Source organism: Streptomyces europaeiscabiei (genome assembly GCF_036346855.1).
In the GTDB taxonomy this organism is placed as follows: domain Bacteria; phylum Actinomycetota; class Actinomycetes; order Streptomycetales; family Streptomycetaceae; genus Streptomyces; species Streptomyces europaeiscabiei.
Map to the genome: position 1 here is coordinate 6,588,613 of NZ_CP107841.1, position 15,574 is coordinate 6,604,186.

A 15,574-nucleotide genomic window follows, 5' to 3' on the forward strand; every position below is an offset into this window, starting at 1 on the left:
GATTGATGGAGTTCGAACTGTTCTGTGACGTGGAATCTCTCGATCTCGCTAGATCGGGCTCGATCTGGGGTAACGTCTGGATCGGTATCTCCGGGTGCCCCTTTCCGGAATCGAACTGGAACGACATGCCAGTCGCATTCATCGTGGAATTGATCGACGCGGTTTCCTTTGTTCGTCAGGCTGAGGGAAGGCGCAGGAGAGTCAGGTTCTTCGACGGCCCATTCTGGATCGATCTGGTCGGTCGGGGTGATGGTGCCGTGAATGTTTCGGCTAACGCCCACGGCGCAGACAAGAAGGTGACGGTCAGCGTTCACGACATGGCTCGATCGTTGACAGCGGTTCAAACTGAGTTGGTCCGTGCGTGCCTGGAGCGTGGATGGGGTGAACAGATGGACGTTCGCCGCTTGCTAGCTCAGTAACAGGCGTCCGACGAGACTCCTGATGGATTCAGAAGTGCAAATCTGAAGCCCCGCCAGGTACGTCCTGGCGGGGCTTCTGCACGGGGTGACGGCAGTAGTTGACGGCAACGTCAGCGGATGAAGGCGGTGCCGGGTGGCGGGTCGTCGCAGTCGCTGTTGGCCGTCTCGGTGGTCCGGCTCCCAAGTGCAGTGCTGAGGGTGTCGATGGCCTTGCGCTGGAGGCGGAGCCGAACGTGGGCGTAGACGGTGGCGGTGACGCCGATGTGGGCGTGGCCGAGGAGTTCCTTGATCACGACGAGTTCGACGCCCTGCTCCAGGAGCAAGGTCGCGGTCGAGTGCCGGAGGCCGTGGAAGCGGATGCGGCGGAGGCCGGCGCGGCGGAGGAGCGCGGTGAACGCGCGGGTGAGGTTGGTCGGGTCGATCGCTCCGCCCTGCGCGGTGGTGAACACGTGCCCGCTGTCCTGCCACGTGGTGCCTGCGGCCTCCCGTTCGCGTTGCTGCTGCTCGCGGTGGAGCTTCAGCGACTGGGCACAGCGGGTAGGCAGGGCGATGCGGCGTTCGGAGGCCCGGGTCTTGGTAGGGAGCGCGGTGAGCCCGCCTGCGCTGATGCGCTGCAAGGTGCGGCGGATGGCGGCGGTGCCCGTGTCGAGGTCTAGATCTTCCCAGTGGAGGCCGAGGAGTTCGCCCTTGCGGAGTCCGGTGTGGAGGGCGAGTTCGAACAGCGCATGCAGCCTATGGCCCTGGGCTGTGGTGAGGAACTGGCGGGCTTCGTCGGCGCTGAGGGGTTCGAAGCGTCGTGGCCGTGGGGTGCCCGTGCGGACTTTGCGGGCGACGTTGCGCGGGATCTCTTCCTCGCGGACGGCGTGCTCCAGGGCGGACTTGAGCACGGAGTGGATGTAGGTGAGCGTCAGCGGGGAGAGCAGCTTGTGGCAGCACTGGCCGGCGGCGCAGCAGCGGGGCTCGTCTCGTCGGGCGTCGAGGCCGCGCGTGCAGCACTGGCAGGTGGTGCGGAGCTGGTTGAGCCAGGTGCGGACGTCCTTGGCGGTGAGCTTGGTGAGCCTCCTATTGCCCAGGCCGGGGGTCAGGTACCGGTCGGCGCAGGCGGCGTATCGCGTGTGGGTGTTCTCGCGGAGATGGTGGACGGCGACGTTCTCCAGCCAGTACGTCAGATACGCGGCCACGCTGCCCTGAGCGGAAGGGACGGGGAGGCCGCGGTTGCTGGCGGCGATCTTCTCGGTGAGCTTGGCCAGGGCGTCTTTGCGGGTGGTGCCGTAGACGCGGACGCGCTTGCGGGTGTTTCCGGGGGCGAGGACGTATCCGGCGGCTTCCCAGCGGCCGTCCTTGCGCTGGTAGACGGTGCCGTCGCCGTTGGCGCGCACGCGGCGGGAGGCGGGGGTGTCGCGGGGCGTGGTCATCAGGCGGCGGCTTCCTGTTCGAGTCGGGTGGTGATGAGGGAGTCGAGCGCGGGGGCGGGGATGCGGCGGGCGCGGCCGAGGGTGATGGAGGGGAGTTGCCGGGTGCGGATGAGGTCGTAGACGGCGGTGCGGCCGAGTTGGAGGCGTTCCATGACCTGGGGGACGGTGAGGAGTTCGGTGCCGGCGGTCACGCGAGGGCCCCCGTCCGGACAGTGCTGGTCAGCCGATGAGTGGCGTGGCCGACCGGGTGACCGGCGGACTGACCGGCGCGGTCACCTCGGTGCTCCGAGTGGCGGGTTCGGGTCGGTTGTTCGGGCCGGGTCTGCCGTTTTGCGGCCAGGAGGTCGGCGAGGTGTTCGAGTTCGGGCAGGAGGCCGGTTCCGGCGTACTGCCAGTGGGAGATGACCAGCGTCGTGTCCGAATCCACGCCTTGACCGTCGATATTGCGGTGACCGGGACGGCGACCGGCGGCCAGGTCAGTGGGGTGTCCGGCGTCGTTGCTGACCTGATTGCCGTCCGTCTGGCCGGTCTGCGTCTCAGTCGACGCCGGGGTTGGGGTCTGGGTGTCGGGTCGGCCGGTTCGCCAGGCGGTGCGTTCGGCTCGGAGGTGGGCGAGGGTGGTGGAGTAGTGGCGGGTGCGGGTGGAGAAGTGGCCGCGGAAGCCGAGCATGTGGGCCCATTGGCGCAGGCGGAGGTGGGCGTGTCGGCGGTTGGTGGCGAGGTGCCAGGCTGTGTGGATCATGCGGCGGGCGTGATCGGTGATGTCATGTGCGGCGAGTTCGGCGAGGAGGCGGAGTCGGCGGTCGAGGGTGCCGGTGGTGGTCTCGGCGCCCTTGGTGGCGTACTTGGCGATGTAGGCGGCGACGTGCCGGTCGGTGACCGGGCCGTCTCCGGTGAAGTCGGTGCTGCGGATCGCCCGGACGTCGATCTGTCGTCCGAACCGGAACACCAACCGCCCTGCCCTATCTGAGTCTTGGGACGGGGATGCGTGGATGTCCCCGGCGGGCTGCGGTTGCTTCGGCGGTTCGCCGTGGTGGTGGACGCGGGTGCGTTGGGCGGCGGCGCGGACGGCGTGGTCGAGGAGTTGGGTGGTGGCCCAGGCGGGCGGGGTGCTGGTGGGGCCTGTGGGTCCGTCGAGGCGGATGACGGCGTGGAAGTGGACCTGGCCGCGTTTTTGGTACTCGGCGACCTTCCCGTACGAGAGCGTGGCGTGGTGCCGCAGCGCGCGGTGGGTGAGGCCGGCGGCCTTGGCGATCTCTCGACGTAGGTGGGTGGTGAAGCGTGCCCACAGGGCCGGGGCGTGCGCGTTCCACAGGACCGCGCCGGTGTAGTCGTAGCGCTCGGGGTCGAGCGGGGTGCCGAGGATCAGGTCGTCGTCGGGGTGGACCTGGCCGCAGTGGCAGCGGCCGGTGTCGGGCTGGTTGTGGACGGGCCCGAAGCCGGGCGCGGTGAGCGTCGCGAACACGCGCGGGTGCACGGCGACGCTGGTGGGGACGGTCTTGCCGCCTCGGAGTCCGGCGGCGATGAGTTGGTAGGTGTCGTAGCGGTAGACGGTGGAGCAGGCCGGGCAGCGGGTGGCACGGCGGTTGCCGCAGCGGACCAGCAGTTCGCCCGCCGGGAGTCGGCCGGAGTCGAAGTGGTCGAGGATCGCACCGGTAACGGAGTCCAGGCGCGTACGGTGCCCGGTGAGGCGGATCGGGTGCGCGCAGCCGCCGAGGGCGGTGATCTGTCGTGCGAGCGGTGCGAGGTGGCCGGTGGCGGCGAGCTTCGCCAGTTTGGCGGTGAGCCTGGCGCGGCGCTCCAGCGCCGACCGCCCTGCCGGTGAGGCGGTGGCGTCCGCCGGGCAGGTCGGTGCCGTGAACGGCGACGACGGACGTGAGGCGGCTGGAACGATCGTGGGGTACGGGAGTTGGAGCTGTGCGGGCATGCGAGATGAGGCCTTTCGGCGGGAGCGCGGACGCGGTACGGCGCGGGGTGGCGTGGGCAGGCCGAAGTGATCGGCTCACAGGGGAACGGGGCGCCTCGGAGTTGGGCGCGGGCGCCGGACCAGAGGGGGCTTGGTCGGCGGGGCGCGGTGGTGATCACCGGCGGGTGCGTGACGTTAACATCGGCCCACAGGCGCATTCAAGTGCATCCCTCCTCATTCCTTTCTGCGGGTGGTGGGACGCGGGTAGTGTGGGGCCGGTTTCCCGGTTTGGACGGGCAGGATTTTGCTGGTAGAGGGTGTGCAAAGAAGGGTGAGCGGCGTGGTGGTGGGGCGGCGCGGGCGCAGGCCGGCGGGTGGCGGGGTACCGCTGACGTTCGAGGTCGTCGCCGAGACCGTGCGCGAGCGGATCCGCTCCGGCGGGCTGCGGCCGGGGGACGCGCTGCCGACGCAGGCCATGCTGATGCAGGAGTTCGGGGCGTCGAGCCTGACTGTGCAGAAGGCCATGGCCCTGCTGAAACAGGACGGGTGGGCGGTCTCCCGCCCCGGCAAGGGTGCCTTCGTCGCCCACCGCGACCACGGCGTAGACGATGCTGATGACTTCGACAGCCCGGAGGCGACCGCACTCGTCAGCGGGGCGGCGGCCCGCGTCGAGGCGTTGGAACGGGCACTGGCCGAGGCCGTCGAGCAGATCGCCGACCTTTGCGCTCGTGTCGAGGCGCTGGAGTCGGGCGGCGGCGGGCGGGGCCGCTGACCCGCCGTGCCGGGCGGCCCGGGACACACCGGGTCGCCAGGGGTGTCTAGTCCCAGGTGATGTTTGACGTTCTGGTCCCAGATGATGCTTGACGGTGGGCCTAGACAACATCGGAAACCTTGTAGGGCTTGTTCGCCTTGACGTGGCGGACGGGAATGTCGGTCGTGCGCCGGATGACCCGGACCTGCCCGTCCAGCTCGACGGTGATCGTCGTCTCAGACACGTGCACGGTCACCGTCTGGCCTGCGTACGGGCGGCCGAGGGAGACGCTCTGGCGGCAGACCATGATCGTGCCCACAGCACTGATCCGCCGCTGCACCCGCACCGGCTCGATGCCCGGCCGCGGTGGCGGTCCGGCCGGACGCAGGCCCCGCAGCCGACGCACTTCCTCTCCGGTCAGCGGGTTGGGCCGCACCCGCAGGAGTTCTCGCGAGGATGGGTCGAAGAACGACAGCGTCTCGTCGTCGAGGCGGATGCCCACCTGGCGGCCGCCGAGGATCTCCGCGGCCAGCACCTGGCGCCCGGCCAGGCCCACCAGGCCGCTGTTGTTCACGACCCGGTCCACCTCGAACGCCATCCCCTCACCGGCAGGCAGCGGGGCCGGTCCGGCCGCACGGCCGCCCCGGACAGCCAGCCGTCCCAGGTCAGCCACCGACAGGTGCGACCGCACGCTCTTGATCCGCGTCCCAGCGATCAGCAGATGGATCACCGACGTGTCCGCCCAGAACGTCACCGTCAGCCCCGAACGGGCCGGACCCAGCCAAAACTGCTTGCCCGCCACCTGCAGATTCCCACTCGCAGGCACCACCCGATCGAACTCCACCGGCCCACCGGGCTCCACCGCCGCGGCCGGGACCACCTCAGGCAGGGCGGCGGGCACAGCCGAGGCTTCAGCCGGAGCCGGAGCCGGAGCCGGGTCCGGGTCCGCTGGAGGTGTCCGCTGCTGCGGCACCAGCGCCAGCACTCCGGGAATCTTCAGCCCCAGCATGTCCCGCTCCTCCTCGGGCACCGGGGTGAACCGGTCTCCCGGAGACTGCATGTCCAAGGCCTGATGCGGACGCATCGAGTTGTATTCCTGCACCCAACGATCCAGTGCCGCCTGGGCCGCTTCGATGCTCTCAAACGCGCCGCAGTCGTCGAGGAGTTCACGCCGCAGCGTCTGATGGAACCGCTCGACCTTGCCCGTCGTGGTCGGCGACGCCGGCTGCGTCAGCCGATGCGCGATCCCGTTCTCCCGGCAGATCCGGTCGAACAGCACCTCACCGCCCTGCCCGAACCGGTCGGTGAACTGCTTGCCGTTGTCGGTCAGCACCTCTTCCGGCACCCCGAACCTCCGCAGGGCCCCCGCGAACGCCGCACAGACCGCCCGACCGGTCGCCCGCTCCACCACCGACGCGATCACGCAGAACCGGGAATGATCGTCCACCCCGGTCACGACTTTGGCCTCGGTCAGCTCACCGGTCACCGTGTTGACCAGCATCACGCCGCCGACGATGTCCATCTGCCACAACTGCATCGGCCGGTCCCGCTGCCAGCGCTTGTAATCCGACCGCTTCCGCCGCCGCACCCCCGGCTCCACCAGACCGTGACGGACCAGGATCCGATACACAGTCATCCGTGACGGCAGCGGGCTCACCGCCCCGGACCGCTCCAGCGCATGAGCGATCCGCCGCGGACCCCAGCGAGGGTGCTTGCGCCGCAGCTCGCACACGGCCGTCTCCACCTCGGCGGAGGCCTGATGCGGACACGAGGCCGGCCTGCGTGACCGGTCCGCCAGCCCCGCCAGGCCCGAGGCGGCATACCTCGACTTCCACCCGCTCACCGTCTGCCGCGACACCCCCAGCGACGCGGCGATCTCCGTCACCGTCGCGCCCGCCAGCACCGCGAGCACAGCCCGGTATCTCTGCTCGACAACCGACAACTCCACCAGAGCCAATCCCGGCCTCCCGCCACACGCCACAACAACGTGCACAGAAAAGCCGATCACGGCCACCGTCAACCATCAGCTGGGATCGAAGTGTCAAGCATCTCCCGGGACCGGACACCGGGTCGCCAGGGGTGTGCGTTCAGATTTTCTCTTCGAGGTTCAAGGCGGGCCCCGCCCGCGTTGGCTGGCCGCCGTCGCTGACAAACCCGCCGTTCAATCGGGAGGCCGACTACGCCGCAGGTGGCGAGCCGCCCCCCGGCAGTCGGGGGTGATCCGGGGCTGCCAGAGCGGCAATCTGCCTGGTCACCGGGGCTGACCGTAACGGGGCTCCTGGCAGAGCAAGTTGTCGCCCACGACCGTCCTACGGCCGGATCGCAGGCACAGGGCCGGCCAGGGGGGCCGACCCTTCATATCCGTCACCGGGCTCACCGAGGGCGGTGGCCGGCGTCGTCTCCAGCGGGGAGCGAAGCTCCCAGCGCCCTACCATCAGCCGGTCCCTCTCCGACCCGACTTCGGAACATGCACTCGGCCGTTCGCCGGGCTGGCGTCGGCTTCCTGCGCGTACCCGCCCCCGGGCAGGCCACCAGCCCAAGATCCCGACAATGCCTGCGAGGATCGGCGCACGCGCGTTCGGAGATCGGCTCCGTGGGGTGAAGCCCGGTGCCAGCACGGGTCGGCCCCCGTATGCTGGCCTTGGTAGTCACATCCCGTCCTGGTGGAGGTCCCCGATGAGCACACCCGACGCGGAGTACTCCGGCTACCCACCGCTTCGGCCTCGCGTTTCGGTCGAGGAACTGCTGGCCGCGAAGAACACCCAGCCGATCCGGTCCCTGGACGACCTCGCCGCCGACACCTTCGAGTCGGACGAGGAACTGGAGGAGTTCCTGGCCTTCACGTACGGCGAGCGTCACCGCGACGTCGCCTGAGCCGCCGCCGTGCAACCCGTCATCCTCGACACCGACGTCGCCTCGCTGTCCCACAAGCGCAAGCTCACCGGCCCGCTCGCCACCAGGCTGATCGGACGCAAGCCGCTGATCACCTTCGTGACTTTCGGCGAACTGACCAAGTGGACCGAGATCCGCCACTGGGGCACCCGCAGTCGCCAGGAACTCGCCGACTGGCTCTCCGGCATCCCGATCCTGCCCGGCGACGAAGCCGTCGCCGCAACCTGGGGCCGCCTGTCAGCCGCAGGCATCCAGCGCGGACGACCACGCCCGATCAACGACATGTGGATCGCGGCCTGCGCCCTCACCTACGACCTGCCGCTGGCCACGCTCAACCTCAAGGACTACGAGGACTTCCGAACCCACCACGGTCTGCGCATCCTCGGCACGGAGTAGCCGTCGGCGCAGCCGGACCGGGCTCCCGGACGAGGCAGCGGCCCGTAACCAGGTTGACAAGAAACGGGCTGTTGGCGTGTCGCCTCCGACGGGGAATGAATCCAGCCCCTCCGAGCGGCGAGCCCGCTTGCCCCGGCCCCGCACTGCCGGACCGGCGGACGGCCGAGCCGCCGCGAGGCCCCAGCCCTGCCTGAGGGGTCAAGACCCTTGACGGCAGTAGTGACGGCAACAAACACGAACAACCCCGGCCGACCCCGCACCTCAGCGAACTGCCGAGTATCACTTGACCTGCGAAAACGCAGGTGGGGAGGGGGTGCGTAGCACACGTCTGTGTGCAGGCGGGGGAGACGCCGGTTCTAGTTCACAATAGCAACTGTTCCGGCATCGGCCGTGAATTGATTGGTGGGCAAGAGTAGTTCCATATCATTCACGGTGACAGAACGGGTGGCGGACATAAATGGCCCGGACAGCCTGGGAAGACCGTGTTTCCGCGCGGCTGGGACACCGACAAGATCCTTGATGGAATTGCCGATGTGGCGACCAGTCCCAACAGTGTTAGGACGCAACAGACAGGCCGAGCTGGAGCCCTGTATACGAGGAATGGGGATCCGTCGCGGTGGAAGGTTGAGGGAGTAGTGGACGGCGTGAACATCAGGGTCATTTATGAACCTGCAACGGACCGAATTGTGACCGGCTTCCCGTACCAGCCCTGATGGAGGTGCAGTGGAAGCTGTAGAGTACGAATCCAAGATCGAAGAACTGTTAGAGGAGTCTCCCATCGCTGCACCCTCGGTCGCAGTCGATGTGCGCGACCTTCTGACGGCCGGCGAGTTCGCCCTAGCTTTCGACACTATGTGCTCATGGATTTACGAGGACGAGTTGTCGATTAGTGAAGAGTATTACGAGCGACTTGTTCAACTGTCGGAAGATCTTGGATCTCGCGATCTGATCGCGCGAATGCGTGAGCTGGTGACGGGATAATAGCTGAGTGTGTTCCTCCCACTTCGATTGGGTCGCGTTGTGATCGTCTGATGTGCTCGAGTGGAGTGAGCGACCGCAAATCTGAAGCCCCGCCAGATGCGTCCTGGCGGGGCTTCTGTGGTGGGTACGGCAGTAGTTGACGCAGCGGACGGCTGCTTTGGCGGGTGGGTCGGCAATGTGATCGCTGTCCGTGGGAGCGGGCGGCCTTGCGAATTGTCGACGATGAGGTCAACAGCTCGACGCAAGTGGTCGTTTGAGGTGTGGGGATATGCCTCGCCGCGTCGCATGGAGCAGGGCGGTGAGTTCCCGGGGCTGGAAGTTCAGAGTGACCGTCGGGTCGTCGGACTCGCGGAGGTGGATCGTTCCGTCAGGGGCGGGGGCCAGCTCTATGCAGTTGCTGGCCTCGCTGCTGAACGAAGACTTCTGCCAATGGGGTTCAGGCATGAGGTGGCCTTTCAGAGGTTTGCGATCAAGGTGTGGATGAACTCGCGGGAGGGGTCGGGTCCGAGCGACAGGTTCTCCATGCGGCCCATGATCGTCCGGTACTTTACCAATTGAGCCTCTGCGTGCAGGAATTCGGAGCCGTGTTCCGTATCGAGTTGCACGGTGTCCAGCTGGGGATGCGGTCCTTCGGCGATGACCACGGTCTGACCTGCACCGGGGAAGATTCCCGCTGCGAACGGGAGCACGAGGACCGCCACGTGCTCACGCTCACTCATCTCGGCGATGTGTGCCAGTTGTTTACGCATGACTTCGGGGCCACCGAACTGCATGCGCAAGGCCGCCTCGTGGATGATCCCTGTGTACGGCTTCGGGCCGTCCGCATAGAGGACGCCTTGGCGCTTGATGCGGTGGGAAAGGCGGTGCTCGATCAAGGGTGGCGAGAGCGCCGGGACGTTCTGCTGGAAAACGAGGCGGCCGTAGTCCGGTGTCTGGAGTAGTCCCGGCAGGTGTGTGAACTGGACTGTGCGGAGCGCTGTCGCGCGCTCCTCCATTTCCGACAGGTCCAGCAGGACCGGTGGCAGAAGGTCGCGGTAGTCGTCCCACCAGTTGCGGGAGCGGCTTGCGGTCATGGCGGCCAGCGCCTCGACGTACGGCTCGTCGTCGCAGTCGTACCCAAGTGCGAACGCTCGAACGCGATCGGCGCTGACGCCGAATCTCCCGGACTCGATGTTGCTGATCCGGGCTGGATCGACGCCCAGTTTCTGACCCGCCGCACGAGTGGACAGGTCGGCGCGCTCGCGTAGTTTGCGCAGCTCAGCGCCTAGTCGTTGCTGCCTGGCAGTGGCTGTGGGCCTCGGTGGCACATCTGCTCCTCTTCAGGAAGTTTCCGTGTTCGGTAGCAGTATTGTAGTCGCCTGCTTTACGGTTGGTATCACACCAACTACCTACCGTGACATGACGTTCCCGGAAGTGCACCGCCCCTGCCTGCCCATGCAGAGCAGCGACTCGGCGGCAGAGCCACCGCACGCGTCACCCGACTGCCGCCCCTCTGTCCCCTATCCAATCCCCGTATCTCAAAGAGGAGTTACGGTCATGACCGAACTCGCCCTGAACGCCCACTTCGCAGCCTCCCCGCTCGACACCGACTGGGAGTACGCCCTCCGAATCCCCCACTCGCCTCTCGGTCCCGGCATCGTCCGCGCCCATGTGCGAGCCGTACTCACCCGCTACCGGGCCGATCCCACCGTCCTCGACAATGCCCAACTCGTCGCCTCCGAGCTGGTCACGAACTCCCTTGTTCATACGAGGGATTCGGTCGCTGTACGGCTTCTACGCGCCGATGGGCGGCTGCGGCTGAGCGTGTGGGACAGCAGCCCGTGTCTGCCGCGCGAAAGGCCGGGGCCAGGGCTCGACGCCGAAAGCGGGCGGGGGCTGTTGCTGTCGAGGGCGTGCGCCGACGAGTGGGGGCATTGCCTCGTCGTCAACGGGCGCCGTAGCGGCGGTGGCGAGGAGGTGTGGGCGGAGTGGCGTTTCCTGGGCGTATAGGCGAGGGGGCCGCCCGTTCTCGGAAAACGGGCGGCCCCCTCAGGAACTATGGCTTCGAGATCGGGAGAAGCGCGGTGCGTGGTCCGCTGTGCCAGGTCTCGCAGCCGCCCACCCGGCGGCTGCTCACGGCGATGTCATCTCGGGGTGACTGGATCGAAGCGGCGGCCTTGAGCCGGGCATGACCCTGCTCAGCGACGAAGGCGCCAAAGCCCTCGTGACCGGCAACGCTGCCTACATGCAGCACGCACGGACGTACAAGCTCACCGTCGCTGATCTGCACACCTACTATGTGCTGGCCGGGGACAACACCGGTCCTGGTCCATAACTCCACTTGCCCGGCGATCTCGATGGACGAAGCCGGGTCGAAGGTGGCCGCCTTCGTCGGCGGGAAGGACGGGTTGTCATCTCCGGAAGCGGCGGCCAATCCGCAGATTCCGATCGACATGAGCACCGTCAGACGTGGGGACATTCCGTGATTCAGTTTCAGTCGCAGCTCGTCGTCCGTTGTTCCGCGGAACCCGGTGAAGTGGAGGTCTCCGGGAGCGTGGACTCCCTGGAGGAATGGGCGAACGCCCTGACCGGGGACGACGTGGAGATCAGCACCAGCCCGGGGGATGATCCTTCCCCGTACTCCCGCTGTCTCACGGGGATTCGGGTGCGGTCGACCGCACCCGGGCTGGTGAAGATGTCCGTCGACGCGGACCGGCAGGCCCTGACCTTCACGGGTTCCGGGGAATCCATGAAGGTCCTGGCGGAGAACATCCTGGGCCTGTGCCGGGAAGGCGTGCCGGGGGAACATCTGCACATCGAGTACTTCCCCGACCACTTCTACCTTGCGGAATCGAGGATCTCCCTCGTCGTGGAACGCGCCGACTGACGGTACTGACCGGTCAGGAAGAGCAGCCTCCCACCCGTCGGGTGCTCACCGCGATGTCGTCCATGCGCATGTCGTACGACGACGGGGTGGGGCCCGACTGGTACAGCTGCCAGCCCAGCTTCAGCTTGTCGAAGGTGGGGAAGGTGAAGTCGTCCGCCGTGCCGCCGTGGTTCTTCGTGGAGACGGTCAGGTCGGGTTGGGGTACGCCGTCGAGGTAGACCGTGACCCGGCTGTCCGTGGCGTCCAGGTGGAATTCCACGCACTGCCACTTCGCGGCGACCGCCGGAGCCGAGGTCTTCCAGTTGGTCCAGTCGCCCGTCGGGCCCAGGTCGGAGCCGACGCCCCAGAAGTTGCCGGGCTCGGTGGGCGCGTACTGGCCGCCCAACGGCCGCACCAGCGTGGGGGAGTCGGCGCCGGAGGCTTCCGCGAGGGTCCAGTGAGCCCAGTCGGGGGCCGTGGGGAACTCAGTGACGCGCAGCCGCATCCGTGCCCAGAAGCTGTTGCCGCGCGGGGCCAGGTCGGACAGGACGACGAAGGCGCGGCCGTTGCCCTCGGTTCGGACGCGGAGTTCGCGGCCGTGGCCGCTGGCGCTGGGCTCGACGGTCAGGGTGCTGTTGGAGGTGTCGGTGGTCCAGCCCCGGCCCTTGGTCACCGGGCCGAGGGGGAGGTGATTGAAGTTCTCCCGGACGAGCGTGCCGCCGTACGTCTGATGAGGGGCGGGCGTTGCCGAGGCTGTGGGGGGTATCGCGATCAGGATCGCGGCCGCGGCCGACACTGCGGCCGCGGCTTTCCTCAGGGCGTTCATACGCGCAGTCTGTAACTAACTGCCTCATCTGTCACAGGAGTTGCACGGAATTTGGCCAGTCGCCCCATGGCGCATCCGGTCGTCCGAAGGCGTACGAGGGCGCTGCCGGTCTACAGCGGCGAAATCTCCACCCGCCCTGCGAACCTGCCGCCCACCTGGGCCGCCAGCCACTCGACGCGGGCAGTGTCCTGATCGCCGCGTACATGAACGTGGACGGTGTGGTCGGGGGACGGCTCGTCCTGGTAGAGGTCCCGGGAGTTCACCGAGAGGGTGAGGTAGGCGCACTTCTGCGTGATCGGGCCTAGGTCCGCTGTGGGGACCTCCGGCCAGCCGTTCAAGTCCCAGCGGACGGCCGCGGAGTCCGGGCCGAGAGCGGCGATGAACGGCTCGGCCAGCTCCAAGGGATGAGACCAGTCGTGCACCGCGATCGGTACACAGGCGGCCGGGTCGTCAGCGGACTCCGACGAACCGTGCTCCTTTCCCGCCTGCGCCCACCAGCTGAGGTTGGGAAGCAACCGGCCAATGTGGGCCGCGACGTCGGGCGAACGGATCGTGGCCTCGAAGTCCACCTCGGCGCCCTCCAGATCCGCGATGTCCAGCAAGGTGCGCACTGCGCGCATCGCCTCGGCGAGATCTACGGTGGTAAGGATCGCTGCTGCTCGGGAATTGCTCATCGCGCTGACCCTAGAGATGCCCACAGATCCCAGCAATGCGATTACGTGGTCTCAATGTCAGTGCCGCCCCCTACTGTCTCCCCTCACGGCAACGGTGACGTTCGTGGACTAGACGCCGAGTGGGATGCGCGGCGAGGGCCGGAGGCTCGAATTCACCGAGGAGCGGGTGACGGTGGGGGAGTTGATACGGCGGTGGGCTTCCTGGTGCCGCAGAGCGGCCGGAGGAGCAGACAGAGCCGGAGCTCAAGGCGTTCGCGGGGAACGGCTACCGGTCCTCGTGGGCGACCGCCAGGCCACCGAGCTGGACGAGGAGGTTGTGCCAATCAGAGTGCCGAGACCCGTCGGGTGCGGCTGTAGCCGCTTGTGCCGGGGCTCGCGATCGCCGTCAGGTGCACGCCGGAAGGGCGGTTCCTGCAGATCCAGGGCGAGTTGTACACGTATCGCATCCATCTCGGCTCCGGCAGCATCCTGCCGTCGCCGAACGACCGCTATCTGTGCCGTCCCCAAGTCGGCCGTCGGTGAGGGGAACGGAACCCCGCAGACCGGCTATCTCCCCTACGGGGGCGACCGTATGCTCGTTGTCATCCTCAGCAAGGCGATGCTGCTCGCCAAGGACACGGAGATCGCGGAACCGACGATCCTCAGCCGACTGGCCAACCGTGATCGCCGGACTGTGACTCCGCCCACATGCGGGAGTCGGGCGGGACCCGGCCGAAGTAACAACTTCTCTCGGGGCCCTTCCCTCCTGCAATATGACGGACAGCCCATAGTGAGTTATTCAGCCGCTCAAGCAAACAACACGCAGGAGTCAGTACCGTGACCGAGCAGCCTCAGCAGCCCGCTCAGCCCCCGCAGCCGCCGCAGCCCGGATACGGGTACCCGAGCGCCGCCCCCGGTCAGCCGGGTGCCAACCCGTACGACGCTTCGAAGGCCGGCGACCCGTACGGGGCTCCGCAGGGCGGCTACCAGCAGCCGGGTGCGGGCCAGCCCGGCTACGGCTATCCGCAGCAGGGCGGTTACCCCCAGCAGGGCGGTTACCCCCAGGGCGGCTACCAGGTGCCTCCCGCGCCGGGCGGCGCGTACACGGGTGACCCCAACGCCCCGTACGGCTACGACCCCTACGGGCGCCCGTACTCCGACAAGTCCAAGATCGTGGCGGGCATCCTCTCGCTGTTCCTGGGCACCTTCGGCGTCGGCCGCTTCTACATCGGTCACGTCGGTCTGGGCCTCGCGCAGCTGTTCACCTGCGGCGGCTTTGGCATCTGGGCGCTGGTCGACGGCATCATCCTGCTGACCGGCAGCAACACCACGGACTCCAACGGACGCGTCCTGCGTGGCTGAGCGCGGCCTCACCACCCTCCGGCATCCGGCGGCGGCCCCCTTCGCGGTGGCCGCCGCCGGGCTGGCGGGCGCCGCGTACCTGTACGGCACCAACCCGCACGAGCCCGGCCATCTGCTGCCCCAGTGCCCGTTCCGCTATGTCACGGGGCTGCTCTGCCCCGCCTGCGGCGGCACCCGCATGGTGTACGACCTGATGCACGGCCAGTTCAGCGCCGCCTGGCACGACAACCGGGTGCTGCTGCTCGCCGCGCCCTTCGCGCTCGCGCTGCTCGGCCGCTGGGCCGTCGAGGGCCTGCGAGGCCGCCGCTGGCGGCCCGAACTGAAGCCCCGCACCCAGGCCTTGATCCTGGGCATCGCGGTGACGTGGACGATCGTCCGCAACCTTCGCTGAGTGGCCTGAGTGGCCTGAGTGGCCTGAGTGGCCTGAGTGCCCTAGGCGCCCCGAGCGCCCTGGGTGTCCTGAGCGACCGCTGAGCGGTCGAGTCGGCGCCGCCGAACCCCTCCTTTTCCCTCTCCCGGCACCCGTAAATCCCTTACGCCCGCTTTATCTTGCCCAGTTGTAGCAAGTTGGCTGGAATCGGATCACGGAATCGGAACGATCGCCTGGTTCCCCTCCCCTGCGCCCCTTGCGTCTCACTACGCTGCAACGGCTACAGGGGGGATGACGGGGGACTACGTCGTGCTCGATCGTTGGCCGGTATTTGCCGTGCCCGATCGCTGCCGGTATTTGCCGCGCCTTCTCTCCTGGACTCCCCCGGAGCAATCCGCTTCGGTTATTCAGTCAGTACATCCAGGAGTTATTTCCATGACCGTCCCCACCCCTGACGCTCCCTACGGCCACGACCCGAAGGGTCTCCCGTACTCCGACAAGTCGAAGATCGTCGCCGGCGTTCTGCAGCTGTTCCTCGGCGCGTTCGGCATCGGCCGCTTCTACGTCGGTTCCGTCGGCGTGGGCGTCGCCCAGCTCCTCACCTGCGGTGGTCTGGGCATCTGGTCCCTGATCGACGGCATCCTGTTCCTCACGAGCAACGACCGCACCGACGCCCAGGGCCGTGTCCTGCGAGGCTGATCTCGCTGAGGATCACCGTCGAGGTGATCGACCGAAGGGCCTCGTCCGCCCCGGAGCTT

The 15,574-nt window shown here is 67.8% G+C and carries 20 protein-coding genes and 1 pseudogene; 12 read left to right on the forward strand and 9 right to left on the reverse strand.

Annotated elements, in window-relative coordinates; genetic code table 11:
* Positions 1-5 precede the first annotated feature (5 nt).
* On the forward strand, positions 6-419 hold the full coding sequence (locus OG858_RS28865; protein WP_327724779.1) for a hypothetical protein: 414 nt from the start codon (positions 6-8) through the stop codon (positions 417-419).
* A gap of 110 nt (positions 420-529) precedes the next feature.
* On the opposite strand, the gene OG858_RS28870 is transcribed toward OG858_RS28865, so the two are convergent.
* Genes OG858_RS28870 through OG858_RS28880 form a run of 3 tightly spaced genes read right to left on the reverse strand, consistent with a single transcriptional unit; the run spans position 530 to position 3,761 of the window.
* Positions 530-1,834 carry a tyrosine-type recombinase/integrase gene (locus OG858_RS28870; RefSeq protein ID WP_327724780.1) on the reverse strand — a complete coding sequence of 435 codons (1,305 nt, stop codon included), beginning with the start codon at positions 1,832-1,834 and terminating at the stop codon, positions 530-532.
* A complete protein-coding gene (locus OG858_RS28875) occupies positions 1,834-2,025 on the reverse strand; it encodes a helix-turn-helix domain-containing protein (protein ID WP_155058002.1) in 192 nt (63 codons plus the stop codon). Before OG858_RS28875 ends, OG858_RS28870 begins: the two co-directional genes overlap by 1 nt.
* A complete protein-coding gene (locus tag OG858_RS28880; RefSeq protein ID WP_327724781.1) occupies positions 2,022-3,761 on the reverse strand; it encodes a replication initiator in 1,740 nt (579 codons plus the stop codon). The genes OG858_RS28875 and OG858_RS28880 overlap by 4 nt, the downstream gene beginning before the upstream one ends.
* A gap of 310 nt (positions 3,762-4,071) precedes the next feature.
* Here OG858_RS28880 and OG858_RS28885 point away from each other — a divergent pair, with 310 nt between their 5' ends.
* Positions 4,072-4,512, forward strand: a complete 441-nt coding sequence (locus OG858_RS28885; protein WP_327724782.1) for a winged helix-turn-helix domain-containing protein — start codon at positions 4,072-4,074, stop codon at positions 4,510-4,512.
* Positions 4,513-4,612: 100 nt separating this feature from the next.
* Here the strand turns inward: OG858_RS28885 and OG858_RS28890 are convergent, their stop codons facing one another.
* Positions 4,613-6,433 carry an IS481 family transposase gene (locus OG858_RS28890; protein ID WP_328545298.1) on the reverse strand — a complete coding sequence of 607 codons (1,821 nt, stop codon included), beginning with the start codon at positions 6,431-6,433 and terminating at the stop codon, positions 4,613-4,615.
* A 734-nt stretch (positions 6,434-7,167) separates the two neighbouring features.
* On the opposite strand from OG858_RS28890, the gene OG858_RS28895 reads away from it, so the two are divergent.
* From OG858_RS28895 to OG858_RS28905, 4 genes are all read left to right on the forward strand, one after another.
* Entirely contained in the window at positions 7,168-7,365 is a 198-nt protein-coding gene (locus OG858_RS28895; RefSeq protein ID WP_327724783.1) for a hypothetical protein, read from the forward strand.
* Positions 7,366-7,374: 9 nt separating this feature from the next.
* Complete coding sequence (locus OG858_RS28900) at positions 7,375-7,779, forward strand: type II toxin-antitoxin system VapC family toxin (protein ID WP_155057998.1); 405 nt, start codon at positions 7,375-7,377, stop codon at positions 7,777-7,779.
* Positions 7,780-8,204: 425 nt separating this feature from the next.
* Positions 8,205-8,492, forward strand: a complete 288-nt coding sequence (locus OG858_RS48230; RefSeq protein ID WP_406201886.1) for an EndoU domain-containing protein — start codon at positions 8,205-8,207, stop codon at positions 8,490-8,492.
* Between the two features lie 10 nt (positions 8,493-8,502).
* A complete protein-coding gene (locus OG858_RS28905) occupies positions 8,503-8,760 on the forward strand; it encodes a MafI family immunity protein (protein ID WP_327724784.1) in 258 nt (85 codons plus the stop codon).
* 228 nt (positions 8,761-8,988) lie between these two features.
* On the opposite strand, the gene OG858_RS28910 is transcribed toward OG858_RS28905, so the two are convergent.
* The gene (locus OG858_RS28910; protein WP_327724785.1) at positions 8,989-9,204 is read right to left on the reverse strand and encodes a DUF397 domain-containing protein; all 216 of its coding nucleotides are present in this window, start codon (positions 9,202-9,204) and stop codon (positions 8,989-8,991) included.
* Between the two features lie 11 nt (positions 9,205-9,215).
* Positions 9,216-10,067 carry a helix-turn-helix domain-containing protein gene (locus OG858_RS28915; protein WP_327724786.1) on the reverse strand — a complete coding sequence of 284 codons (852 nt, stop codon included), beginning with the start codon at positions 10,065-10,067 and terminating at the stop codon, positions 9,216-9,218.
* 229 nt (positions 10,068-10,296) lie between these two features.
* Here OG858_RS28915 and OG858_RS28920 point away from each other — a divergent pair, with 229 nt between their 5' ends.
* Positions 10,297-10,749 carry an ATP-binding protein gene (locus OG858_RS28920; RefSeq protein ID WP_327724787.1) on the forward strand — a complete coding sequence of 151 codons (453 nt, stop codon included), beginning with the start codon at positions 10,297-10,299 and terminating at the stop codon, positions 10,747-10,749.
* 46 nt (positions 10,750-10,795) lie between these two features.
* Here OG858_RS28920 and OG858_RS48550 read toward each other — a convergent pair whose 3' ends face one another.
* A complete protein-coding gene (locus OG858_RS48550; protein WP_327724788.1) occupies positions 10,796-11,194 on the reverse strand; it encodes a hypothetical protein in 399 nt (132 codons plus the stop codon).
* A 27-nt stretch (positions 11,195-11,221) separates the two neighbouring features.
* Here OG858_RS48550 and OG858_RS28930 point away from each other — a divergent pair, with 27 nt between their 5' ends.
* Positions 11,222-11,626 (forward strand): Imm32 family immunity protein, encoded by a 405-nt coding sequence (locus tag OG858_RS28930; protein ID WP_327724789.1) that lies wholly within the window; start codon positions 11,222-11,224, stop codon positions 11,624-11,626.
* A gap of 13 nt (positions 11,627-11,639) precedes the next feature.
* On the opposite strand, the gene OG858_RS28935 is transcribed toward OG858_RS28930, so the two are convergent.
* Positions 11,640-12,431 (reverse strand): hypothetical protein, encoded by a 792-nt coding sequence (locus OG858_RS28935; RefSeq protein WP_327724790.1) that lies wholly within the window; start codon positions 12,429-12,431, stop codon positions 11,640-11,642.
* Positions 12,432-12,541: 110 nt separating this feature from the next.
* Complete coding sequence (locus OG858_RS28940) at positions 12,542-13,105, reverse strand: hypothetical protein (protein WP_327724791.1); 564 nt, start codon at positions 13,103-13,105, stop codon at positions 12,542-12,544.
* 363 nt (positions 13,106-13,468) lie between these two features.
* On the opposite strand from OG858_RS28940, the pseudogene OG858_RS48555 reads away from it, so the two are divergent.
* From OG858_RS48555 to OG858_RS28955, 4 genes and pseudogenes are all read left to right on the forward strand, one after another.
* Positions 13,469-13,925, forward strand: a pseudogene (locus tag OG858_RS48555) (DUF7737 domain-containing protein).
* On the forward strand, positions 13,922-14,446 hold the full coding sequence (locus tag OG858_RS28945; protein ID WP_086750655.1) for a TM2 domain-containing protein: 525 nt from the start codon (positions 13,922-13,924) through the stop codon (positions 14,444-14,446). Before OG858_RS48555 ends, OG858_RS28945 begins: the two are co-directional and overlap by 4 nt.
* Positions 14,439-14,837 carry a DUF2752 domain-containing protein gene (locus tag OG858_RS28950; RefSeq protein WP_037694412.1) on the forward strand — a complete coding sequence of 133 codons (399 nt, stop codon included), beginning with the start codon at positions 14,439-14,441 and terminating at the stop codon, positions 14,835-14,837. The genes OG858_RS28945 and OG858_RS28950 overlap by 8 nt, the downstream gene beginning before the upstream one ends.
* A gap of 414 nt (positions 14,838-15,251) precedes the next feature.
* Complete coding sequence (locus tag OG858_RS28955; protein ID WP_086750653.1) at positions 15,252-15,515, forward strand: TM2 domain-containing protein; 264 nt, start codon at positions 15,252-15,254, stop codon at positions 15,513-15,515.
* Positions 15,516-15,574 lie beyond the last annotated feature (59 nt).